This is a genomic window from Caulobacter sp. 17J80-11, assembly GCF_014349105.1.
Taxonomy (GTDB): Bacteria; Pseudomonadota; Alphaproteobacteria; order Caulobacterales; family Caulobacteraceae; genus 17J80-11.
The window spans coordinates 37,594-60,940 of record NZ_JACSJI010000003.1 but is presented as its reverse complement, the minus strand read 5'-3'; the positions used below and the strand labels follow the sequence as shown (position 1 = coordinate 60,940).

Annotated in this window: 18 protein-coding genes; 2 read left to right on the top strand and 16 right to left on the bottom strand. The window is 72.8% G+C overall.

The window, feature by feature from the left end; all coding sequences use genetic code 11:
- Nucleotides 1-36: 36 nt before the first annotated feature.
- Both pepN and H8B08_RS04305 read left to right on the top strand, forming a co-directional pair.
- Nucleotides 37-2,667, top strand: a complete 2,631-nt coding sequence (gene pepN, locus H8B08_RS04310) for an aminopeptidase N (RefSeq protein WP_187448975.1) — start codon at nt 37-39, stop codon at nt 2,665-2,667.
- Nucleotides 2,668-2,816: 149 nt separating this feature from the next.
- Nucleotides 2,817-5,216: an ATP-binding protein gene (locus H8B08_RS04305; RefSeq protein ID WP_370545395.1), complete on the top strand. Its 2,400-nt coding sequence runs from the start codon at nt 2,817-2,819 to the stop codon at nt 5,214-5,216.
- Between the two features lie 204 nt (nt 5,217-5,420).
- On the opposite strand, the gene H8B08_RS04300 is transcribed toward H8B08_RS04305, so the two are convergent.
- The 16 genes from H8B08_RS04300 to H8B08_RS04225 form a co-directional block, all read right to left on the bottom strand.
- Nucleotides 5,421-5,939 carry a periplasmic heavy metal sensor gene (locus H8B08_RS04300; RefSeq protein ID WP_187448974.1) on the bottom strand — a complete coding sequence of 173 codons (519 nt, stop codon included), beginning with the start codon at nt 5,937-5,939 and terminating at the stop codon, nt 5,421-5,423.
- On the bottom strand, nt 5,936-6,352 hold the full coding sequence (locus H8B08_RS04295) for a hypothetical protein (protein ID WP_187449194.1): 417 nt from the start codon (nt 6,350-6,352) through the stop codon (nt 5,936-5,938). Before H8B08_RS04295 ends, H8B08_RS04300 begins: the two co-directional genes overlap by 4 nt.
- 19 nt (nt 6,353-6,371) lie before the next feature.
- Nucleotides 6,372-6,944 (bottom strand): RNA polymerase sigma factor, encoded by a 573-nt coding sequence (locus H8B08_RS04290; RefSeq protein ID WP_187449184.1) that lies wholly within the window; start codon nt 6,942-6,944, stop codon nt 6,372-6,374.
- A 29-nt stretch (nt 6,945-6,973) separates the two neighbouring features.
- Complete coding sequence (locus H8B08_RS04285) at nt 6,974-7,519, bottom strand: EF-hand domain-containing protein (protein ID WP_187448973.1); 546 nt, start codon at nt 7,517-7,519, stop codon at nt 6,974-6,976.
- A gap of 39 nt (nt 7,520-7,558) precedes the next feature.
- Complete coding sequence (locus tag H8B08_RS04280) at nt 7,559-10,501, bottom strand: bifunctional [glutamine synthetase] adenylyltransferase/[glutamine synthetase]-adenylyl-L-tyrosine phosphorylase (RefSeq protein WP_187448972.1); 2,943 nt, start codon at nt 10,499-10,501, stop codon at nt 7,559-7,561.
- Between the two features lie 10 nt (nt 10,502-10,511).
- Entirely contained in the window at nt 10,512-11,741 is a 1,230-nt protein-coding gene (locus H8B08_RS04275; RefSeq protein ID WP_187448971.1) for a glucosyl transferase, read from the bottom strand.
- Between the two features lie 73 nt (nt 11,742-11,814).
- On the bottom strand, nt 11,815-13,224 hold the full coding sequence (locus tag H8B08_RS04270) for an ATP-binding protein (RefSeq protein WP_187448970.1): 1,410 nt from the start codon (nt 13,222-13,224) through the stop codon (nt 11,815-11,817).
- A 10-nt stretch (nt 13,225-13,234) separates the two neighbouring features.
- The gene (locus H8B08_RS04265) at nt 13,235-13,906 is read right to left on the bottom strand and encodes a response regulator transcription factor (RefSeq protein ID WP_187448969.1); all 672 of its coding nucleotides are present in this window, start codon (nt 13,904-13,906) and stop codon (nt 13,235-13,237) included.
- 49 nt (nt 13,907-13,955) lie between these two features.
- Nucleotides 13,956-15,527, bottom strand: a complete 1,572-nt coding sequence (locus H8B08_RS04260) for a Do family serine endopeptidase (protein ID WP_370545394.1) — start codon at nt 15,525-15,527, stop codon at nt 13,956-13,958.
- A 121-nt stretch (nt 15,528-15,648) separates the two neighbouring features.
- Entirely contained in the window at nt 15,649-16,155 is a 507-nt protein-coding gene (locus H8B08_RS04255) for a cytochrome c-type biogenesis protein (RefSeq protein WP_187448968.1), read from the bottom strand.
- Nucleotides 16,152-18,146: a heme lyase CcmF/NrfE family subunit gene (locus tag H8B08_RS04250; RefSeq protein WP_187448967.1), complete on the bottom strand. Its 1,995-nt coding sequence runs from the start codon at nt 18,144-18,146 to the stop codon at nt 16,152-16,154. The genes H8B08_RS04255 and H8B08_RS04250 overlap by 4 nt, the downstream gene beginning before the upstream one ends.
- On the bottom strand, nt 18,143-18,625 hold the full coding sequence (gene ccmE / locus H8B08_RS04245) for a cytochrome c maturation protein CcmE (RefSeq protein WP_187448966.1): 483 nt from the start codon (nt 18,623-18,625) through the stop codon (nt 18,143-18,145). The genes H8B08_RS04250 and ccmE overlap by 4 nt, the downstream gene beginning before the upstream one ends.
- A 75-nt stretch (nt 18,626-18,700) precedes the next feature.
- Entirely contained in the window at nt 18,701-19,792 is a 1,092-nt protein-coding gene (gene ccmI / locus H8B08_RS04240) for a c-type cytochrome biogenesis protein CcmI (RefSeq protein WP_187448965.1), read from the bottom strand.
- A gap of 25 nt (nt 19,793-19,817) precedes the next feature.
- Entirely contained in the window at nt 19,818-21,176 is a 1,359-nt protein-coding gene (locus tag H8B08_RS04235) for a hypothetical protein (protein ID WP_187448964.1), read from the bottom strand.
- 77 nt (nt 21,177-21,253) lie between these two features.
- Nucleotides 21,254-22,669 (bottom strand): sensor histidine kinase, encoded by a 1,416-nt coding sequence (locus H8B08_RS04230; RefSeq protein WP_222934308.1) that lies wholly within the window; start codon nt 22,667-22,669, stop codon nt 21,254-21,256.
- Nucleotides 22,666-23,343 carry a response regulator transcription factor gene (locus tag H8B08_RS04225; protein WP_163262257.1) on the bottom strand — a complete coding sequence of 226 codons (678 nt, stop codon included), beginning with the start codon at nt 23,341-23,343 and terminating at the stop codon, nt 22,666-22,668. The genes H8B08_RS04230 and H8B08_RS04225 overlap by 4 nt, the downstream gene beginning before the upstream one ends.
- Nucleotides 23,344-23,347: the final 4 nt, after the last annotated feature.

Below are 23,347 nucleotides of genomic sequence, written 5' to 3'. Positions count from 1 at the left end.
TCCAGCCATAGAGAGAGGTTCCACCAGGAGCCCTCGATGCGCACCGACACGCCGCAACCCGTCCGCCTCGCCGACTATCGTCCGACGGCCTATGCGGCGGACGAGGTCGAGCTGACGTTCCGGCTGCATCCGACGGCCACGCGCGTGCTCGCGCGCCTGCATCTGCGCCGCCAGGAAGGCCAGCCGGGCGGGACCGTGTTCCTGAACGGCGAACGGCTGAAGCCGATCTCCTTCGCGATCGACGGCGAGCCGCTGAGCGACGCCGGCTTCACCATCACCGACGAGGGGCTGACCCTCCACGACGTGCCCGACGACTTCGTCCTGGAGACCGAGGTCGAGATCGACCCGCAGGGCAACACGGCGCTGGAGGGGCTCTACATCTCCGGCGGCCGCTTCTGCACCCAGTGCGAGGCCGAGGGCTTCCGCAAGATCACCTGGTTCCTGGACCGGCCGGACGTGCTGACCCGCTACACGGTCCGCATCGAGGCCGAGACGGCCGCCTATCCGCACCTGCTCTCCAACGGCAACTTGGTCGAGCGGGGCGAGATGGACGGCGGGCGCCACTACGCCGTCTGGCGCGATCCCTTCCCCAAGCCCTGCTACCTGTTCGCCCTGGTCGCCGGTCAGCTGGACGTGCTGAGCGACAGCTTCACCACCATGAGCGGGCGCAACATCGACCTGCGGGTCTATGTCGATCCCGGCCAGGCCGAGCGCGCGACCTACGCCATGGACGCGCTGAAGCGGTCGATGAAGTGGGACGAGGAGACCTACGGCCGCGAGTACGACCTCGACCTGTTCATGATCGTCGCCGTGCGCGACTTCAATTTCGGGGCGATGGAGAACAAGGGGCTGAACATCTTCAACTCCTCGCTGCTGCTGGCCGACCCGTCGACCGCCACCGACGTCGACTACGAGCGCATCGAGAGCGTCGTCGCCCACGAGTACTTCCACAACTGGACCGGCAACCGCATCACCTGCCGCGACTGGTTCCAGCTGTGCGTGAAGGAGGGCCTGACCGTCTTCCGCGACCAGGGCTTCTCGGCCGACATGCGCGGCGCGGCGGTGCAGCGGATCAAGGACGTCAAGGCGCTGCGCGCGCGCCAGTTCCCCGAGGACCAGGGCCCGCTGGCCCATCCGGCGCGGCCGACCACCTACTTCAAGATCGACAACTTCTACACCGCGACGGTCTACGAGAAGGGCTCGGAGATCATCCGCATGCTGCGCACCCTGCTGGGGCCGGAGGACTTCCGACGCGGCATGGATCATTACTTCGAGAAGTTCGACGGTCACGCGGTGACGGTCGAGGACTTCGTCGGGGCCTTCGCCGAGACGACCGGGCGGGACCTGTCGAAGTTCTTCCGCTGGTACGCCCAGGCCGGCACGCCGGAGGTCCACCTGGAGGTCGACTACGATCCCGAGGCGAAGGCGGTCGACCTGCGCCTGACCCAGACTACGCCGCCGACCCCGGGCCAGCCGGACAAGGACTGCCTGCCGGTGCCGATCAAGATCGGCCTGCTGGACGAGGAGGGCCGCCCCCAGAGCTTCATGCCGCCGGGCGCCGACGCCCCCGTCCAGGATTACGTCCTGGTGCTGGAGTCGGCCGACCAGACCGTGCGCCTGACCGGCGTGGAACGGCCGCCCGTGGTGTCGCCCGGGCGCGGCTTCTCCGCCCCGATCGTGCTCTCGACCGATGCGCCCGACGAGCACCGCTTCGTGCGTCTCGCCTCCGATCCCGACCTGTTCGCGCGCTGGGAGGCCGGCCAGAACCTGGCCCGCGACCTGATCCTGGCCCGCGCCGAAGGTCGCGCCGACCTGGAGGGCGAGGCCCGCTACGCCGCCGCGGTCGGCCGCGCCCTGGCCGACCAGTCCTCGAACGAAGCCTTCAAGGCGCTCTTGCTGTCGCCGCCCATCGAGCAGGATCTTTCGCTATGCATGTCGCCGGCCGATCCGGCCGCCCTGCACGACGCGCGCGAGACCCTTCGGGCGACCATCGCCACGCAACTGCGCGCCGAGCTGGAGCGTCTGCACGACGGTCTGACCGATCCCGGGCCGTTCTCGCCGGACGCGGCCGGCGCCGGCCGGCGCTCGCTGCGCAACGGTCTGCTGGACCTCCTGGCCTCGGTCGGCCTGCCCGAGGACATCGAGCGGGCGCGGGCGCACTACGACGCCTCCACCAACATGACCGACGCCATGGGCGCGATGAACGCCCTGGTGCAGATCGGCGGGCTGGCCTGCGAAACGGTGCTGAACGACTTCTACGAGCGCTGGAAGGACGAGCCGCTGGTCGTCGACAAATGGTTCGCCGTCCAGGCCCGCACCTCGGCGCCGGACGCCATCGCGCGGGTGCAGAAGCTGGCCTCCCACCCGGCCTTCGACGCGAAGAATCCCAATCGTTTGCGGGCCCTGGTGCAGACCTTCGCCAGCGGCAATCCCTACCGATTCCACGATCCGTCGGGGGCCGGCTACCGCTTCCTGGCCGACCAGATCCTGGCGGTCGACGCCTTCAATCCGATGACCGCCGCGCGCCTGGTCGAGCCGCTCGGGGGCTGGCGCCGCTACCGCCCGGAACTGGGCGCTTTGATGCGCGGCGAGCTGGCCCGCATCCTCGCCCACCCCGGGCTTTCGCCCAATGTTCGGGAACTCGCCTCCAAGGCGTTGGAGACCTGAGGCGGTTCGCCTGTCGACAGGTGTGAAACCTCCGGTTTAACCTCCTGTTCGGAGTGGGAATCGGGGGGGAGCTGCCGGTGGTTGGCCGCGGCCGCTCACAGGAGTACCGCAGGTCGGGCGACGACCTGGCGACGCGCCACGGCGCGGCAGTGCCCCTTTGGGTTCGCGTCACCGTGCTGTGCGCCGCGCTGGGCCTGACCGCCGCCACCGTCTTCTACGCCCGCGAACTCTACGGCGTGCCGCGCGACACCCGCCCGGCCGACCGCACCGAGCTGAACACGCGCGCCGAGCTGGCCGCCGCCCGGCTGAGCGCCGACATCGCCGCCGCCCGCGCCGCCCTGCGCGCCGGCGGCGAACGCCTGACCGCAAGCCCGGGCGCGCCGTTGGACGCCGCCGAACTGGCCATGCGCGCGGCGAGCGGCTCGGCCGAGGGCGTGGCCATCGTCTCCATCGAGGGCGACGTCCTGGCCACCACCGGCAAGACGGCCGGCTGGTCCGACGCCGCCACCTCGGCGCGCACCTCGCAGGCCGCGACCTGGACCGGGGCCGCCGGCGGGCGGGCCTGGACCGCCGTGCGGGCCGGCGGCGAAGCCTGGCTGCTGGCGGCCACGCCGACCGCTTCCGCCGTGGCCGGCGGCGCCGCGCCCGACCTGGTGGTGCTGGCCGCGCCGGACGGACGCGTGCTGGCCAGCTCCGACGCCGAACTGACCGGCCGCAGCCTCGACGAGACCCTGTCCCTGTCGATCGCCGACGCGCGGGCCACCTTCAACGGCGGCGAGGCCGAGGCGAAGCGGCCCCAGGGCGGCGACCTGCGCGCCGCCGGGGCCCAGACCGCCGAGGGCGGCTTCCTGGCGGTGGCGGCCGAGCCCGCCCGCGCCGGCGCCGGCCCGTTCGCCCGCGTGCTGCCTCTGGCCCTGCTGGCCATCGGCGGCGCCCTGACCCTGCTGGTCTGGGCCGTGGCCCGCCGCGCCGGGGCCGACCGGCGCGCCTTCGCCGACACCGAGCGGCGCTACCGCACCGCCGTCGAGGCCGCCCGCTGCGGCGTGTGGGAATGGGACCTGCGCGCCGACGAGGTCTACGTCTCCGAAGTGCTGGCGGTGATCCTCGGCTGGCGGACCGGCGGCGTCGTGAAGGGCGACGCCCTGCTGGACAAGGTCGCGCCGGACCATCGTCCGCGCGTGCTGCACGCCCTGAAGAGCGCCGCCGCCTACGGCGCCTTCGACGTCACCTTCCGCGCGCCGGGCGTCGACGGCCGCTCGACCTGGATCGAGGCCCGCGGCCAGGCGGTGGGCGAGCGCGACGAGGACGGCTATTCGCGCATCGTCGGCGTCGCCCTGGACGTCACCGAGGAGCGCTCTGCCCAGTCGCGCGCCCGCGCCGCCGAAGCCCGCCTGCGCGACGCCGTGGAGAGCGCCTCGGAAGCCTTCGTGCTGTGGAACCGCCAGGGTCGCCTGGTGATGAGCAACCAGACCTTCCGCGACTGGTTCGGCTTCGAGCAACGGGTGCTGAAGCCGGGCGCGCCGCGCGACGCCATCATGCAGATCGCCCAGCTGGCCGTGCGCCAGGAGGCCGCCGCCCCGGACGGCCGGCCGGGCGTGCGCGAGGCCGAGCTGCACGACGGCCGCTGGCTGCAGATCTCCGAGCGCACCACCGCCGACGGCGGCGCGGTGATCACCGCCGCCGACATCACCGCCGTGAAGCGCCAGGAGGACGCGCGCCGGCGCAACGAGGAAGAGCTGCACCAGATCGTCGAACGGCTGGAGCAGAGCCAGGCCGAGCTGGCCGTGCTGGCCCGCAAGTACGAAGCCGCCAAGACCAAGGCCGAGGGCGCCAACCGCGCCAAGAGCGAGTTCCTGGCCAATATGAGCCACGAGTTGCGCACGCCGCTGAACGCCATCAACGGCTTCTCGGAAATCATGGTCGGCGAGATGTACGGGCCGCTGGGCGACCGCCGCTACCGCGAGTACGCCCAGGACATCCACAACTCCGGCCAGCACCTGCTGGCCCTGATCAACGACATTCTCGACATGGCCAAGATCGAGGCCGGCAAGATGACCCTGCGCTTCGAGCCGGTGTCGATCGAGGAGGTGGCCGAGGACGCCATGCGTCTGGTGCGCAACCGCGCCGAAACCGCCGGCCTGCAGCTGCGCCTGGACCTGCCGGCCACCCTGCCCGACGTCGAGGCCGACTACCGCGCCTTCAAGCAGGTGCTGCTGAACCTGCTGTCCAACGCCGTGAAGTTCACCCCGCGCGGCGGCTCGGTGACCCTGGCCGCCCGGTCGGCCGGCGGCGGCGTGCGCGTCAGCGTGACCGACACCGGTATCGGGATTTCGAAGGAAGACCTGCAGCGCCTGGCGCGGCCGTTCGAGCAGGTCGAGAGCCAGCACGCCAAGACCCAGCAGGGCTCGGGCCTGGGCCTGGCCCTGACCAAGTCGCTGGTCGAGCTGCACCAGGGTCGCCTCGAACTTGAGAGCGAGCCCGGCCGCGGCACCACCGCCCATGTCATCCTGCCGGTCAACCGCCCGCAGGCCGAGGTCCACGCGGCTTAAAGATCTCCTCTGGGGGGAGCCGCCGCCGAAGGCGGCGTGGGGGGCTCCAGCGGAGCGCACGTGTTCCGTGCGCGAAAGCGTGAATCCGGTCTCCGGTGGGTCGTACGGGGCGGCGGCTAGCGTCGAGTCTGGCTGGAGCCGCACGGCGGCTATCGCCGCCTGCTCCCCCCTGCGCTCCGCTCGGGGGGGAGATCGGATAGGCCTCTACCGCGCCACCGGCGCCGGCGGCGCGACCGGCGCCGGCGCCGCCGGAGCGTTCGGCGGCGGGCCATGGCGGCGGCCGCCCGGACCGGCCTTGCGCAGCAGGGCCGGTGCGATGGCGGCCCGGTCCTTCGGGCTGAGCCCGGCCATGACGTCGAGCACGCCCTGCTCCATCACCATCCGGCCGCGGATCTCGGCCTCGCGCGAGCGGTCCAGCTGGGCCGCGACGGCGGTCCGGTCGAAGGTCGGGGCGGAGGCGATGCGGACCGCCTCGCGGCGGGCCGTGCGCGCCTGCTCGAAGTCCGGCCGCGCCTTCATCGCCACCGCGCGCATCGACTGGCGCAGCGCCTTCTGCTCGCCTTCCGGCAGGACGCGGGCGGCCTCGAACAGCGGCGGGCCGGCGCCCGGCCGGTCCTTCCAGTGCTTCCAGGCGATGGCCCCGCCGCCCAGCCCGACCCCGACCAGGAACAGGTTGAGCGCCAGGGAGACGCCGAACGCGATCTTCAAACCTCGGGACGTCATCCCGCGACCTCCAACTCATCCATGGTGGGCGCGGCCTCGGCGACCAGTTGGTCGGCCTGCACCGGCGCGGCCACACGCTCCACCGCCATCGAGCCCGCCAGCACGCCCACCGCGCAGGCGGCGGCCAGGCCCGCGCCCGGCAGCCACGCCGGCATGAAGTGGCGGCGCCGCTCGGGTTTCGTTTTCGCGCGCGGCACGGAGGCGAGCACACGCTCGCGCAGGTCCGCCGTCGCGACCTGGATCGGGACCTCCGCCAGCGCCGCGTCAATCATCCGCGCCTCGAACAACAGGCGCTCGGCCTGGGCCCGGTGCTCCCGCTGGAAGGCCAGGGCGGCCTCCCGCTCGGCCTGCGGCCAGCGCGCGGGATCGGCGCCGTAGGCGGCCGTCAGGCTTTCAAAACGCTGCGCGTCCATCACACTCGGCGTCCTCACCTCAAGACCTCGCCATGTCGGCGAGCGCCGCGCGCAGGGCCCGACGGCCCCGCGACAGCAGACTCTCCAAGGCCTCGACGCTGATTCCCAGCAGCGCCGCCGCCTCGATGTTCGACAGTTCCTGGTAGTGACACAGCACGATCGCCTCGCGCTGCCGCTCCGGCAGGGCCTGCAAGGCCCGCTCCACCCGCGCGCCCAGCTGGGCGGCCTCCAGACCGCGCTCCGCGCCCGGAGCCGGGTCGGGCCGGTCCGGCGGCTCGGCCACCGGATGCTCCCGCTTGGAGCGCAGCCGATCGTAGCAGAGGTTCAGCGCCACCCGGTGCATCCAGGTGTCGAACCTGGCCTTGCCGGGCTTCCAGGAGGGCGCGTGCTTCCACACGCGCAGGAACACCTCCTGGGCCACGTCCTCGGCCTCGGCCGGGTCGCCCAGCATGCGCCGGGCGAGCGACAGCATGCGGGGCAGCTTGCGCGCGACCAGAGCCTGGACCGCGGCCTGATCGCCGCGGGCCACGCGTCTGACGACGTCCTCGTCCGGGTCCGTGCCCTCGCGCGCCAACCTGTCGCTCGCCTCCAGCGCTCGCCCGCTCCGTACAGGCGCCGGGATCAGTGTTCGCCACCGCCCGGTCCACGGCCGTGCCGTCCCATCTTGCCCGGACGCTCATCGCTCGTCACGAAGCCGTCCTTGTTGGTGTCCATGGCCGCGAAGCGGGCCTGGACCTTGGCGTCGGCCTCGGCCTGGGTCACTACGCCGTCGCCGTTGGTGTCGAGCCGGCCCAACATGCCGCCCATGCGGTCGCCGCCCATGCCGACGCCGCGGCGACCGGCCCAGCGGCCGGCGCGCTGCTCGTGCGCGGCCGCGAACTCTTCCTTGCTGATCTGACCGTTCTTGTCGGTGTCGAGACGCGCGAAGCGCTCGTCCATGAAGCGGGTCTCGAGCGCCTCGAGCTCGTCCTTGGTGACCTTGCCGTCATGGTTGGCGTCCAGGCGGGCGAAGCGCGCGCGCTCGGCCTGCACCATTTCGGTCTGGCTGATCTTGCCGTCGCCGTCGGTGTCGGCCATGCGGCCGCGCGGTCCCTTCGCGTCCTGCGCGACCGCCGCGCCCACGAGCAGCAGCGCCGCGCCCGCGCCCAGAAGCATCGCTTTCGTCATCGAGGCTCTCCCGTGAAGCCGGCTGATTACGTGCCGGTTTCAATCTTCAACGGGGGTCGCGCGCATTTCCGTCGAGAGGATCCGCTCGAAAGCGCCGCGGGTCTCCTGGCGCACGATCGCCAGCTTGCGTTTGAGGGTGTCGAAGTCGCGCGCGCCCCCGGCGCGGGCCAGCCGGCGCTTGAACGGCGCGGGCTCGACGTCCGGATCGCCGCGTTCGTCCAGCGCCGCCTTGAGCAGCTGGTCGATGTTCTGGTGCAGCCGCCAGCCCGAGGCCACGCGGTCGAGCGTGATGGCGTCGGCCGCGCCGGCCGCCTTCAACGCCTCCAGGGCGTCCAGCGTGCCGGCCCGCAGGGGGCCGCCCTCGCCCGCGCCGGCGATCTCCAGGAACTGGGCGAGGAATTCGGCGTCGACCGTGCCGCCCGGCGACAGCTTCAGGTCCCAGAAGCCGCGGGCCGGCCGTTCCCGCTCCATCAGGGCGCGCATGTCGGCGACGTCGCGCGCCGCGCCGGCCCGGTCGCGCGGACGCCGGAGCGCCGCCTCGATCGCCGCAGCCACCCGCGCGCCGAACGCCGGCGAACTGGCCCACGCCACGCGGGCGCGGGTCAGCGCCAGGTGCTCCCAGGTGTCGGCCTCGCGGGCGTAGTAGTCCTCCATCGCCGGCAGGCTGACCGCCACCGGCCCGGCCGCGCCGGAGGGTCGCAGCTGCATGTCGATGGCGTACAGCCCGCCCTCGGCGGTGGGCGCCGACAGCGCCGCGATCAGCCGCTGCGTGAAGCGTCCGTAGAAGGTGTCGGCCGACCAGCCCTTGCCCTCCGAGGCCGCCGCCGGATCCGCCGCCGCGTAGACCGTCATCAGGTCCAGGTCCGACTGGGCGGTCATCTCGCGCGAGCCGAACTTGCCCAGCGCCACGACCGCGACCTCGCCGCCGGGCAGGGCGCCGCCGACCCGCGTGGTCTCGGTCAGGGCGGCGCGCGCCAGCCCCTGCACACAGGCGTCGGCCAGGTCGGCGAAGCCGCGGCCCGCCTCCTCCGCCCCGGCGGTGCCGGAGAGCACCTGCAGGCCGATGCGGAAGGCCTGCTCGCGGTGGGTGCGGCGGACGGCGTCCATCGCCGCCTCGAAGCTCGCCGCCTCGGAGCCCTCCCGCACGATCGCCTGGCAGACGCCGCTGTCCTCGTCCAGCGGCGCGAAGAAGGCCTGGTCGAGGATGGCGTCCAGCGCCGCCGGCCGGCGGGCGAGCGTCGAGGCCAGCCTGGGGGCCGAGGCCATGACCTCGACGATCAGGCCGAACAGGGCCGGCTGGGCCAGCAACAGCGACTGGGTCTGCACCCCCGCGCTGAGGCCCGAGAAGAAGGCGGCGAACCGGTTGAAGGCGTCGTCCGGCGCGTCGCTGGCGTGGGCCGCCTCCAGCAGCCGCGGGGCCAGGCGCGTGAACAGCTCGCGCCCGCGCGCGGTGCGGGTCGCGGGGATGGTGCCGTGGTGCCAGGCGCGGATGGTCGAGGACACCTGGGCGGGGTTGGAGAAGCCCATCCGCGCCAGGGTCTCCAGCGTCGACGGGTCGTCCTCCACGCCGGTGAACACCAGACTGCCGAAGCGCGAGGACAGCTGCTCCTCTTCGGCGAACAGCTCGCCGTAGCGGCGGTTGACGGTCTTGAGCGTGGTCGCGACCGACGCGTCGAAAGCGCCCAGGTCTCCCTCCCCGGCCAGGGCCGCGACCCGCGCGCGGGCCTCGGCGTCTTCCGGCAGGGTGTGGGTCTGCTCGTCCTCGAGCATCTGCACCCGGTGCTCCAGAGCGCGCAGGCGCTCGTAGGCCCGGGTCAGGTCGCGCGTCGCCCCGGTGGTCACGTGGCCGGCCCGGCGCAGGGCCTCCAGCGCGTCGAGCGTGCGCGAGGAGCGCAGGGAAGGATCACGCCCGCCCAGGATCAACTGCTGGGTCTGGACGAAGAACTCGATCTCGCGGATGCCGCCGGCCCCGAGCTTCAGGTTGGCGCCGGCCGCCTCCAGCCGCTCGTCGGCGCGCCAGACGTGGATCTGGCGCTTGATCGAATGGATGTCGGCCACTGCGGCGAAGTCCAGGCTGCGCCGCCAGACGTAGGGGCGCAGCTCGTCGAGGAAGGCCTGGGCGGCCGGCAGGTCGCCGACGCAGGGACGGGCCTTGATGAAGGCAGCCCGCTCCCAGTTCTGGCCGACGGTCTCGTAGTAGACCAGGGCCGCGGGCACGCGGACCACCGGCGGGGTGGTCGACGGATCGGGGCGCAGGCGCAGGTCGACGCGGAACACGTAGCCCTCGGCCGTGCGCTCCGACAGCAGGTTGGTCAGGGCCTGGGCCACGCGGTTGACGAAGGCCTGCGGCTCGACCGCTTCGCTGACCGGCAGCACCTCCGGGTCGTAGAACAGCGAGACGTCGATGTCGCTGGAGTAGTTCAGCTCGAAGGCGCCGTGCTTGCCCATGGCGAGGCCGAACAGGCCGGGGATCGGGCCGTGCTCGGCCGACGGCTCGCCCAGCAAGCGCCCGCGCTGGCGCGCCTCGCGGGCGATGCCGTCCAGGGCGGAGCGCACGGTGGCGTCGGCGAAACGGGTGATGGCGCCGGTGACCTGGTCCAGGTCCCAGACCCCGCCCAGGTCCGACAGCGCTGTCAGCAGGTGGGCGTCGCCCTTCAGCACGCGCAGGCGGTGCTTCAGTTCGTCCGGCGTGGCGACGCTGCCGGCCGCTGCGTCGGTGGCCGCCAGCAGCTCCTCCAGGCGCGCGTCGGGGTCGGCCTCCAGGATGGTGCGCAGGCGGTCGGGCGAACGGCGGGCCAGGCTGGCCAGGTAGGGCGAGGCGCCGAACACCGGGGCCAGGGCCGGCCAGGCGTCCGCCAGCAGGTCGCTCCAGCCGGCCGCGTCGGCCGAGTCGGCCAAGACCTCGCGCACGCGCTCGGCGGCGGCCGAGTCGGTTACGGGGCCGCAGGGACGAAGGCGGTCGACGAGCGGGCTGGTCTGCATGCGCCCATGACTACGACAGGACCTCCGCCGCGCCGAAACGGATTTCGCGCGGCCGGGCCAGTTCCCGCACGGTCTGCACCAGGGCGCGGGTGTCGCCGAGGTCGACGAAGGCGCTTTCCGGCAGGCTGAGGATGTGGCGCGCCTTGGCCGCCCAGACGTCGGCGTGCAGGGTCGCCAGAAAGGCCGCCACCGCCTCGTCGTAGGGCGCGGGGAAGCTCCAGCCCAGGCCCAGGTCCGCCACCTTGCGCGACACCTCCGTGCCCGCCGCGGCCAGCGCCGGAACGCCGTACAGGCCGCCCTCGTAGAGGCGGTTGGACAAGAGCCAGTCGGAGTTCAGACCGCCGTCGAACAGGTCGACGGCCCAGGCGAAATGGACCCGGCCGTAGATCTCCGCCAGGTCCTCGGGATTGCGGTACGGCCCGCCGAACACGACGTTCGGCCGCCGTTGGGCCGCTTCGAACGCCTCGGGCGAGACGCCGGCGAGATAGCCGCGGATGTAGATCTCGACCTGGTCGCCCAGCCGGTCGGCCAGCCGGGTCAGCAGGTCCAGGCTGGTCTGGTCGCGCAGCGCGCCGAACCAGCCGATGGTCCACTTCGGCCGGGCGCCGGGCGGCGGCGGACGTCGGATGGGTCGGGGCGGACGCAGCGGGGTGTCGCGCACCTTGTTCTCGAGCAGGACGGTGCGCCCCTGCCACTTCTGCCGGGCGGTGAAGTAGCGGTCCACGAAGGCCGGCGAGCTAACCACCAGCAGGTCGGCGCGCTTCAGCACCAGCCGCTCCACCGCGCGGCCGATGAAGGACAGCGGTTTGTCCGAGGCGAGCATGCGGTGGACGTCCAGCACCTCATAGACGAAGGGCGCGCGCCGCCCCGAGAGGCCTGACGCCACGACCGCCAGCAGGGCCATGTCGAGATTGCGGGCGTAGATCGCCTCGGCCTCGGCGATTTCGCCGCGTTTGAAGAACAGGCTGGCGACCGCCCCCGCCAGCTGGGCGGCCCGGCGCACGAAGGCCCGGTCGCGGGTCACCCCGAATTCGGTGTGCGGCCAGTCGGGCTGGAAGTCGGGATCAGTGGTCAGACGCCGGAAGCCCGCGGTCGCCACCTCCGCGCCGTGCTGGCGGAAGGCCAGCACGCGCTTGCGCACCGTGCTTTCGGCGACGTTGTGGACGAAGAAGAGGACTCGCGGGCCGCCCGCCGGGATCACAGGCGCAGTGTTCGCATCCTCAAAACGCAATTCGGCCATCGCGCTCCCCGGCCCGCTTCAAGCTGCGCCATAAACCGGGAAGGGGCGCGCCGGGTTGCGCGGCGACGTGAAATCAGGCGGCCGGGGCCGGCGGGAAGACCAGGGCGACGCGCAGGCCGGGGCCCATCTCGCCGACCTTGCCCGGCCCCTCGTCGAGCTCCAGGCGCCCGCCGTGCGCCTCGGCGACGGCGGCGACCAGCGACAGACCCAGGCCGGAGCCGGGTTCGGAGCGGCTGTTCTCCAAGCGCACGAAGCGCTGCACCACCCGCAGGCGGTCTTCCTCAGGCACGCCGGGGCCCGTGTCGGTGACCGAGAACTCCACGTCGCCCGACGAGCGGCGCCGGGCGCGCAGCATCACCGCGCCGCCCTCGGGCGTGTACTTGATGGCGTTGTCGATGACGTTGGCCAGGGCCTGGGCCACGAAGGCGCGGTTGCCCCTCACCGGCAGGTTGGCGTGGACCTCCGCCTGGAATTCCAGGCCCTTGTCCTCGGAGGCCGGTTCGTAGAGCTCGGCCATGTCGGCGGCCAGTTCGGCGGCGTCGAACACCACCGGATCGGGGGCCTGGCCGGCGGCCTGCAGGCGGGCGATGGCCAGCACGGTGTTGAAGGTCTTCAGGAGGCCGTCCGCCTCGTCCAGCGCGGTCTCCAGCGCCGCGCGCGGGTCGCCCTTGCCGGCCTCCACCTCGATCAGGGCCACCTCCAGCTTGGCGCGCATGCGGGTCAGGGGCGAGCGCAGGTCGTGGGCCACGGCGTCGCCGGCGTGGCGCAGACCGGCCATCGACTGCTCCAGCCGGTCGAGCATGTGGTTGATGCCGCCGGCCAGTTCGTCGAACTCGTCCTTGCTGCCTCGGAGGGTGGCGCGCGCATGCATGTCGCCCTCCTCGACCGCGGAAACGACCCGGTTCAGACCGGCCATGTGGCGCTCGACGTTGCGGCTGATCAGCAGGCCGCCGCCCAGGCCCAGCAGCACGACCAGCGCCCCCGCGCCCCACAGGGCCTGAGTCACGCGGGCCAGGTGGGCTTCGGTGTCGCCGATGTCCTCGCCGACGAACAGGCGCTCGCCGCCGGCGAGCGCCACCTCGACCCCGCGCGCCGAGCGGCGCACCACGCGCCCGCGCGCGTCCGCGTCACTGATGCGGAAGCTGGCCCAGGTCTCAGGCCCCTCGGCGTCCTCGATCGGGCTCTCGGAGATGTTGCCGGTGATGGCGCGGCGCTGGCCGTCCATCATCAGGAACAGGTAGGGGCCGCCGCGCAGGGTTCGTTCGACCAGCGCGGCGTTCAGCGCGTCCTTGCCGCGCTGGTTGTAGACCGACTCCAGCACCGCCAGCTCGCGGCGCACGTCCTGCTCCGCGCGCCGCCGGGCCTCAGCCGCCGTGGCGATGTAGATGTAGGCCAGCAGCGCGCTGGACGTCGTCGCGAACAACGCCAGGAACAGGAGCGTCAGCCGGAAGGGCGTGCGCCGGAAGATCGAAGGCAGACGCACGAGCCGGTCCTCACGCCTCCAGGCGATACCCCGCGCCGCGAACGGTCTGCAGCATGGCGCGGTCGAAGCCCTTGTCGATCTTCGAGCGCAGCCGCGAGATGTGCACGTCGATGACGTTGGTCTGGGGGTCGAAGTGGTACTCCCAGACCTTCTCCAGCAGCATGGTGCGGGTCACCGACTGGCCGGCGTGGCGCATCAGGAACTCCAGCAGCTGGAACTCGCGCGGCTGCAGGTCGATCTCCTGGCCGGCGCGGGTCACCCGCCGCCCGATCAGGTCCATCTCCAGGTCGCCGACCTTCAGCACGGTCTGCACCGAGCCGGTCTCGCGGCGGCGCGCCAGCGCCTCGACCCGGGCCACCAGCTCCGCGAAGGCGTACGGCTTGACCAGATAGTCGTCGCCGCCGGCCTTCAGGCCGGTCACCCGGTCTTCGATCTCGCCCAGCGCCGAGAGGAACAGCACCGGCGTCTGGTCGCCGTCCTTGCGCAGGGTCTCGACCATGGCCAGGCCGTCCAGCCGCGGCATCATGCGATCGACGACATAGACGTCGTAATCGCCCGCCCGGGCGGCCAGCAAACCCTCGGCCCCGTCGGCGGCGTGGGCGCACTGCAGCCCGGCCTCGGTCAGGCCGCGGACCATCGCGCCCGCAGCCTCGGTGTCGTCCTCGACGATCAGTACGCGCATTTCGCCCCCGAAACGACGAGCGGGCCCCGACACGGGGCCCGCCCCACTATCAGTCTTTCAGATCAATCGGCACCGGCACGTTGCGCCGGTCGCGGTTGACCAGCAGCAGCACGCTCGGACGCTTGGCGTTCTTCAGCGCGGTGACGATCGACTGCAGTTCCTGCACGCTGGTCACCGGCCGGTTGTCGGCCAGCACGATCACGTCGCCGGCCTTCAGGCCCTTCTTGGCCGCGTCCGAACGCGGCGCCGGGTTGGCCGTCACGACCACGCCGTTGACCGAGTTGTCGATGCTGAAGCGCTTGCGGTTGGCGGCGTCGAGCGGCGCCACGTTCATGCCCAGCACGGCCGTTCCCACGACGCCCTGGGCGCCCGGCGCGGCCTGGCCGCCCTCGTCCTGGTTGCTGTTCAGCCGCGCAAGTTCGGCTTCCGACGGACGCGTGCCCGAGCGGATGTTGATGGTCTGGGCCTTGCCGCCGCGCAGCACGTCGAGGTGGATCACCTCGCCGGCCTTCACCCGGCCGACCTGACGGGTCAGGTCGGTGGAGCTGGTGATCGCCTGGCCGTTCATACGCAGGACGATGTCGCCCGGCTTCAGGCCCGCGCGGTCGGACGGGCCGCCCGGGACGGTCTCGGTGATGTAGGCGCCCTTGGTGCCGGCCATGTTCAGGCTCTCGGCGATGTCCTTCGTAAGGTCGCCGATCGTGACGCCGATGTAGCCGCGCTCGATCTTGCCGTTGGCGATCAGCTGCTTGGTGACCGCGTCGGCGACGTCGGCCGGAATGGCGAAGCCGATGCCGACCGAATAGCCGGTCGGCGAGTAGATCGCCGTGTTCACGCCGATGACGCGGCCGTAGATGTCGAAGGTCGGGCCGCCCGAGTTGCCCCGGTTGATGGGCGCGTCGATCTGGATGTAGTCGACGTACTGCTCGCCGATGTCGCGGCCGTAGGCCGAGACGATGCCGGCGGTGGCCGTGTGGCCCAGCTGGAGGGGGTTGCCCACCGCGATCACCCAGTCGCCGACCCGCGGCTTGGCCTGCAGCTCGAACTGGACGTACGGGTAGTTCTTGCCCTCGATCTTGATGACGGCGAGGTCGGTGCCTTCGTCGCGGCCGACGACGGTGGCCTTCAGCTCACGGTCGTCCTGGAGCTTGACCGTGATCTCCTCGGCGTTCTCGACCACGTGGTTGTTGGTGACGATGTAGCCGTCCGGCGAGATCAGGAACCCGGAGCCGGAGCCGTACTGCTCAGGCAGTTCCGGCGCTTCACCGCCCTGACCGCCGCCCTGGCCGCCCTGGCCGCCCTGGCCCGGAGCCTGCGGCCCCTCGAACGGGAAGTTTTCGAAGCCCGGAATGCGGCGCAGCGACTCGGCGCTGACGTGGGTCTTCACGTCGATCGACACGACGGCCGGCGACACGCGTTCGATGATGTCGGCGAAAGACAGCGGCGCGCCCGGCGGAGGCGCGAAGACGACCGGTCCAGCCGCGGCGGTGCGAACCAGTTCGGCCTTCGAGGGCTGGGCTTCGGCGCGCGGCATGCTCAGGCCCACGCCCACGCCCACGGCGCCGGCCAGCCCCACCCCCATCACCGCGCCTACGATGAACCGTTTGTCTTTCAGCATCATGCTCGCGCCGTTTCGCTTTGCGGACTGATAAGCCCCCGGCTCCCGCCGGTGTGAACGCTTCGTCACAGATATAGTGGCATGGCCCGGCTGCGCGCCAACCTCAAGTTACCCTTCTGTCAGTCTACGGGCGTCCTTTCGACGTAATTTCGTCGACGGGGGGAACGGTGTTGTCGGTAAGTCGCGCCAGACGCGCCTCTTCTTCGGGGGTCAGCGCGGCCGGCTGGACCTGGCGCGAACGGCGGGTAGCCACCAGGAGGGCTACGCCCCCGAGGATCACCACCAGAAAAGGCGCCGTCCACAGCGCGGCGTTGGTCCAGGAGAAGCGCGGCTTCAGCAGCACGAACTCGCCGTAGCGGTCGACCAGGCCGGTGCGGATCTGCGCGTCGGTTCGCCCGGCGGCGACCTCCTCGCGGACCATGCGGCGAAGGTCGCCGGCCAGGTCGGCGTCAGAGTCGTCGATCGACTCGTTCTGGCAGACGACGCAGCGGATCTCCTGGAACAGGGCGCGGGCGCGCGACTCCTGGGCGGGATCAGGCAGGCGCTCGGACGGGTCCGAGGCGGCGGCCAGGCACAGCAGGGCCGCGGCCGTAGCCAGGGCGCGGGTCAGGACGGCGATGCGGGGCTTCATGCGGCGGCCTCGACCTTGGCGGCGGGCGCGGCCTTGCGGACGGCGGCCAGGCGCAGGCGCCGGTCGCTCAGCGAGATCGCGCCGCCGATCGCCATCAGCAGCGGCCCGAGGAAGATCAGCCGCGCCCACGGATTCCAGTAGGCGCGCACCAGCCAGGCCGGCTCGCCCGCCTCGGTCGCCCGACGCTCGCCCAGCACGACGTAGAGGTCGCTCAGGCCGCGGAAGCACAGCGCCACCTCCGAGGTGGTCTGCCGCCCGGCCGGATAGAACCGCCGCTCGGGCTCGGGCCGGCAGACTTCGCGCCCGCCCTTGGTGGCCACCAGCACGCCGCGCTCGGCCAGATAGTTCGGGCCGTCGACGGAGCTGGCCTGCTCCAGCTTCAGCTCGTAGGCGCCCGCGCGCATGGTCTGGCCCAGGGCCAGGGTTTCGGCCGCCTCGACCTTCCAGGCGGTCTCGGTGCAGGCGCCCAGCACGAAGACGCCCAGGCCCACGTGAGCCAGGGTCATGCCCCAGGCGCCGCGCGGCAGGCCTTTCAGGCGCCGCCAGGCCTCCGCGCCGGACACCCGGCCCAGCTTCGCGCGCTCGGCCACCTCGACCAGGGCGCCGGCGATCAGCCAGACGCCCAGCCCCACGCCCAGCGCGGCGAAGGCCTTCTTGGGATCGTAGAGGGCGTAGGCGGCGACCGACGCCAGGAGGGCCAGGCCGGCGGCGGCCCACAGGCGCTGCAGCACGCCCTTCAGGTCGCCGCGCTTCCAGGCCAGCAGCGGGCCGGCGGGCAGGATCACCAGGGCGGCGGCGATCAGCGGCACGAAGGTCAGGTTGAAGTAGGGCGCGCCGACCGAGACGGCGTCGCCGCGCACCGCCTCGACGATCAGCGGATAGAGGGTGCCGAGCAGCACGGTCGCCGTGGCGGCCGACAGGAAGACGTTGTTCAGCACCAGGGTGGATTCGCGGCTGACCGGGGCGAACACCCCGCCCGGGGCGAAGCTGGGCGCGCGCCAGGCGAACAGCGCGAAGCCGGCGCCGGCGGCGACGCCCAGAATGCCCAGCAGCAGCACGCCGCGGGCCGGGTCGACGGCGAAGGCGTGCACCGAGGTCAGCACGCCCGAACGCACCAGGAAGGCGCCCAGCATGGAGAAAGTGAAGGCGGCCAGGGCGAGGAACACCGTCCAGCCCGGCAGCGCTCCGCGCTTCTCGGTGACGATGGCCGAGTGCAGCAGGGCCGCGCCGACCAGCCAGGGCATGAAGCTGGCGTTCTCGACCGGATCCCAGAACCACCAGCCGCCCCAGCCCAGCTCGTAGTAGGCCCAGAAGGCGCCGAGCGCGATGCCCACGGTCAGCAGGCTCCAGGCGGCCAGCGTCCAGGGCCGCACCCAGCGCGCCCAGGCCGCGTCGACCCGGCCCTCGATCAGGGCGGCGATGGCGAAGGAGAAGACGATCGAGAAGCCGACATAGCCGCCGTAGAGGAAGGGCGGGTGGAAGGCGAGCGCCGGGTCCTGCAGCAGCGGGTTCAGCGAGCGGCCCTGCAGCGGGGCCGGGTCCAGGCGCAGGAACGGGTTGGAGGCGAAGACGGCGAAGGCCAGGAACAGCACGCCCAGCGCGCCCTGGCTGGCCACGGTCAGGGACTTGAGGCCGGCCGGCAGGCCGCGGCCCAGCAGGGCCACCGCCGCCCCGAAGCCGGTCAGGCACAGGCACCACAGCAGCAGCGAGCCCTCGTGGCTGCCCCAGACGCCGGCCACCTTGTAGAGCAGCGGCTTGTCGGTGTGGGAGTTGGCCGCGACGTTGGCGACCGAGAAGTCCGAGGTGACGAAGGCCACGGTCAGGGCCGCGAAGGCGATCGCCACGGCGCCGAATGCGGCGGCGGCCGCGCCCTCGCCGGCGCCGCGCAGCAACGGGCTGTTCAGCCCCCGCCCGGCGGCCGACAGGCCGGCTTGGGCCGCGGACAGGCATAGGGCGAGGAGAAGCGCGAAGGCGCCGAGTTCAGCGATCATCGGACGCCTGCGTAGGCGGTCTTCGGCGCGCCCGCGCCGCGCCACTCGCCGTTGGCCTTCAGGGCGTCGGCCACTTCGCGGGGCATGTAGGTCTCGTCGTGCTTGGCCAGCACCTGGGTGGCGGTGAAGGCGCCCGACGCGTCGAAGGCGCCCTGGGCCACCACGCCCTGCCCTTCGCGGAACAGGTCGGGCAGGTCGCCGCGATAGGTCACCTTGGTCGTCGCGACCTTGTCGGTCACGGCGAAGGTGACGACGTCGCCGTGGCGGACCACGCTGCCCTGTTCGACAAGGCCGCCCAGGCGCACCACCCGGCCGGGCGGGACATGCTGGGTCTGGGCCTGGGAGGGGCCGTAGAAGAACACCACCGCGTCGCGCATGGCGTAGAGCGACAGGCCCACCGCCACGGCCAGCACCGGGGCGATCGCGGCGACCACGTAGAGGCGTCGGCGCGCCTTGGGGGACTTGGGCAGGAGGGCCATGCTGTGCGACGGGCTATTCGTATTGCGGCGGAAACATAGTCTGCGGGCCCGCGGAGGCGAAAGAACGACGGCGCGTCATTTCCGCGCCGCCGCCTCGATCTCGGCCAGCACCGCCGGGCGGTCGGCGAACTGCTTGCGGGCGCCGGCCAGGGCCTTGGTCTGGGCGTCGGCGTCGCCCAGCACGCCGTATGCGCGGATCAGGCGCGCCCAGCCGTCGGGATCGTCCGGCTGGGCCGCCAACCGGGCGGCCAGGCCGTCGACCATGCCGCGGATCATCTGGGCCTGATCCTCCGGCGCGGCGGCGGCGACAGCCTGGGCCGCGGCGCTCGGGCCGGCTTCGACGCGCGCGATTTCCGACGTCAGGGCGGCGCGGCGCGGATCGTCGGCCGGCAAGGCGGCGGCGAGCGTCCGCCACATGGCCAGGCCCTGGTCGCGACGACCGGCGTCGATCTCGGCGCGGCCCAGGAAGTAGCGCGCGGTCGGCGAGGCCGGATCGATCTTCAGCGCCTGGTCGAAGGCGCGCCGGGCGTCGGCGCCGACCTCGCCCTCGTTCAGCTGGACGAAGGCTTCGCCCAGGGCCGCCCAGGTGTCGGCCTTCTCGGGCTGCAGGCGCACGGCCTGCTCCAGCGCGCGCGCGGCGTCCAGCGGGTCGCCGGCGGCGGCCTGGGCGCGGCCGAGGAAGATCCACAGCTGCGGATCGGTCGGTCGCTCCTTCACCAGGTCGGTCAGCACCGCCGCCATCTGCGGCGCGCCGAGGGTGGCCGGGTCGGACGCGCGCCAGGCCTTCAGCCGCGCCGCGAAGGGCTGGTCGGGGATGCCGGGCGAGCCGACCGCGAGATACAGGCCCAGCGCGCCGGCGACGGCGGCCAGCGCCGCGCCGGTCGCGATCAGGCGGTCGCGGCGCGGGTCGCCCGCGCGCTCCGGCTCCCCCGCGCGATCCTCGGCCGCCAGCAGGCGCCGGCCGGCCTCGGCGCGGGCCGAGCCGTAGCCGTCCTCGTCCAGCAGGCCGCGCGCGCGCAGGTCCTCGAGCTCGCTCAGGTGGCGGCGATAGACGGTCAGTTCCGGGCTTTCGGACGGGGCCGCGACGGCCCGCGACGCGCGCCAGATCACGGCCGCGAAGGCGGCGGCGGACAGCAGGGCGGCGGCGAGCCAGAAGACCACGGACATGAGCGCTCCGGTTACGGAGCGCTCCTTACGCCCTAAGGCGCTCGGTTGCGAGGGGGGCGCCGCCACCGGCCGCGGCGGCGCGTCGGCGCACCACCTGGGCGGCCTTCGCGTCGCGGACCAGGGCGATGAACTGGGCCGCGACCTCCAGATAGGCCCGCGCGCGGGTCTCATCGGGGGCTTCGCCGTGGTTCAGCAGGTGGACGACCTCGTCGGCGTAGCCCTCCAGCCGTTCGCCGAGCTTCTCGGCGATGCTGTTGCGCAGCGAGCCATAGCCGCCGACGCCGGCCGACGTGCGCGCGGCGTCCAGCAGGGCGACCATGGCGTGCGCCCGCTCGACCGCGCGGGGATCGGGGCCGCTGGCGACGCTCGGGGCGGCGCGGCTCATGCGGCCGGCCACGCGCACGCTCTGGGTCGGGAGGGCGGCGGCCACCGCCTCTTCCACGTCGCGCAGACGGCTCTCCATGGTCGAGGCCGCGGTCGCCCGCGCGGCCGCCACGCGCTTGCCCCACGGTCCCTCGCGCGACAGGTCCACCGATTGTTCGAACTCGGCCAGGGTGGCGCAGACGAAGGCGACGTCGTCGGCCGCGCGGCGCGCGCCGGCCGGGCCGGTGTCCGGGTTGAAGGTCTTCAGCCGGTCCAGGCGGGCCTCGGCCTCGGTCAGCAGGCGATCGCCGAAGGCGGCGAGTTCCGATTCCGCCAGATAGCGGTCGCTAGCCCGGTCGGTGGCGGCCGAGATCAGGCGCAGCACCAAGGCGGGTTCCGGGAGGTGCCCGAACAGGATCTCGAGCAGACGCGGCACGCCGTCGGAAGAGACCGCGTCGGCGTCCTTCAGGGTCAGCTTCAGCACGGCGGCCCGCTCTTCGCTGAGGCGGGTGACCCAGCCGGCCAGGTGCAGCAGCGCCTGCCGCGCGATCGGCGTGAGGCCCAGATAAAGCACCAGTTCGCGCACGCGGGCGGCGTCGCCCTCCGGGAAGAAGTCCTGCGGCCGCTGGGCGAGCAGGGCGGCGGCGCGCGCGCACAGGCGGTCGAACTCCGGCGGGGTCGGGTCGCCGTTGCGCCAGTCCAGGCGCGCCTCTTCGGCCGCGGCGATCAGGCCCGCGTCCGAGGTCTTCATGGTCCGCCACAGGGAATTCAGGACGCGCCTGGGGAAGGCCGGCCCCGCGAGCGCGTCAGGGCGCGGCTCGAACATGGGCGTCAGCGGCGCGAACACCGCCTTGCGGGTGATCCGGTCGGCCTGCTCGGCGGAGAGCATGTCGCGCACGCGGCGCACCGGTTCGGCGTGCGCGCTGGCCAGGGCGGAGGCGAGATGGGCGAGCGCGTGGTCGGGCGCGGCCTGCAGCAGGCTGCGGATCGCCTCGAACTGAGCCGTCGTGGGACCGGGCATGAACGCGCTCCGAGCGGCGCCGCACGGCGCCTCCCATCCGCGATAACCCCGTAAGGTTAAAATTCGGCTGACCTTATTCAGGTCTCCGCGGCGGGCAGCTCGACCACGACCTTCAGGCCGCCCATGGACGCGTCACCCAGGGTCAGGCGGCCGCCATAGGCGCGGACCAGTTCGTCGACGATGGACAGGCCCAGGCCCGAGCCCGGCGCGCTCTCGTCCAGCCGGGCGCCGCGCTTCAGCGCCTGGTCGCGGCGGTCGGCCGGCAGGCCCGGCCCGTCGTCCTCGACGGTGAGGGTCAGGCGTCCCGGCCCGGACGGTGTGGCGTCGGCGCGGACCCGGCCGCGGCACCATTTCCCGGCGTTCTCCATGATGTTGCCGGCGATCTCCAAAAAGTCCTGCCGCTCGCCGCGGAACCAGAGGTCTTCCGGCGCCCGCCAGTCGATGACCACGCCCTTGTCCTGGAACACCCGCTCCAGGGTGACGGCCAGCTCGTCCATCACCGGCTCGATCAGGGTGCGCTCGCCGGCGGTCTGGGCGCGGGCGGCGGCGCGGGCGCGGCGCAGGTGGTGATCGACGTGGCCGCGCATGGCGGCGGCCTGGCGCGAGACCACCTCGGCGAGCTCGCCCGGGTGGCGTTCGGTCTCGGCCAGCATGACCGAGATCGGGGTCTTCAGGGCGTGGGCGAGGTTGCCGACGTGGGTGCGCTGGCGCTCCACGACCTCCTGGTTGTGGTCCAGCAGGGCGTTCAGCTCGCCGGCCAGGGGCGAGATCTCGCGCGGCCACACGCCGGTCAGGCGCTGGGCCTTGCCCTGGCGCACCTGGGCGATGGCCCGGCCCAGGTCGAACAGCGGCGACAGGCCGACGCGCACCTGCAGCAGCACGGCGGCGACCAGGCCGCCGCCCAACAGCAGCAGAGCGATCCAGGTCAGGGTGGCGAAGCGGCGCGCGTCCTGGTCCACCGGCGTGCGGTCCTGGGCGGCCATGAAGATCAGCGGCTCGGTCCGTTCCGGCAGCAGGGCCACGATGGCGACCGCCCGCAGCGGCCGACCGTCGGGGCCGACGGCGTCGTAGAACACCGGCTTGCCCAGCCTGGCGATCGCCTGCTCCAGGCCCTTGGGCGGGCCGTCCAGGTCGGCGTCCCACAGCGAGCGCGAGCGCGACAGCGGATGGATGCCGGCCGGGGTCGGCTCGGCGATCTGCCAGTAAGTGCCCGAATAGGTGCGCAGCGACCGGGCGTCGATCAGGTCCGGCGCGGCGACCTTCCCGTCGGCCGACACGGTCGTGCCGGCCAGCAGGCCCTCGGCGATCTCGGCCACCCCGTCCTGGAAGCGGCTGAGCGCCGCCTGCTTGAAGAAGGTGGTCAGGACCGCGCCGGTCAGGATCAGGGCGACCAGGATCCAGCCGGCCGCCAGCGCGATCAGGCGGCGGACCAGCGAGCCTTCGCGCGGCCGCCCCCGCCCGTTTTCGGCGGGGGCCTGCGCCTCGCCGCTCAAGCCGCGGCCTCGCCCTCGAGCGGCACCAGGCGGTAGCCGAGACCGCGCACGGTCTCGATGCGGTCGGACCCGATCTTCTTGCGCACCCGGCCGACGAACACCTCGACGGTGTTGGAGTCGCGGTCGAAGTCCTGGTCGTACAGGTGTTCGACCAGCTCGGTGCGGCTGATCACCCGGCCCTGGTGCATCATCAGATAGTGCAGCAGCCGGTATTCCAGCGAGGTCAGGCGCAGCGGCTCGCCGTTGACCGACGCGCGGGCGGCGCGCGGGTCGAGGCGCAGGCCGCCGCAGGACAGCGACGGGGCGGCGTGGCCGGCGGCCCGGCGCAGCAGGGCGCGCAGGCGGGCCAGCAGCTCTTCGGTGTGGAACGGCTTGGTCAGGTAGTCGTCGGCCCCGGCGTCGAAGCCGGCGACCTTGTCCGACCAGGCCGCGCGCGCGGTCAGGATCAGCACCGGCGTGGTCTTGCCCTCGCGCCGCCAGCGCTCGAGCACCGACACGCCGTCGATCTTCGGCAGGCCGAGGTCCAGCACCACGACGTCATAGGGCTCGTTTTCGCCGAGGTAGTGAGCCTCCTCGCCGTCGGCGGCGTGGTCGACGGCGTAGCCCGCGTCGCCGAGGGCCTGCTTCAGTTGGCGGGAGATGTCGGGATCGTCTTCGACCAGCAATACGCGCATGAGT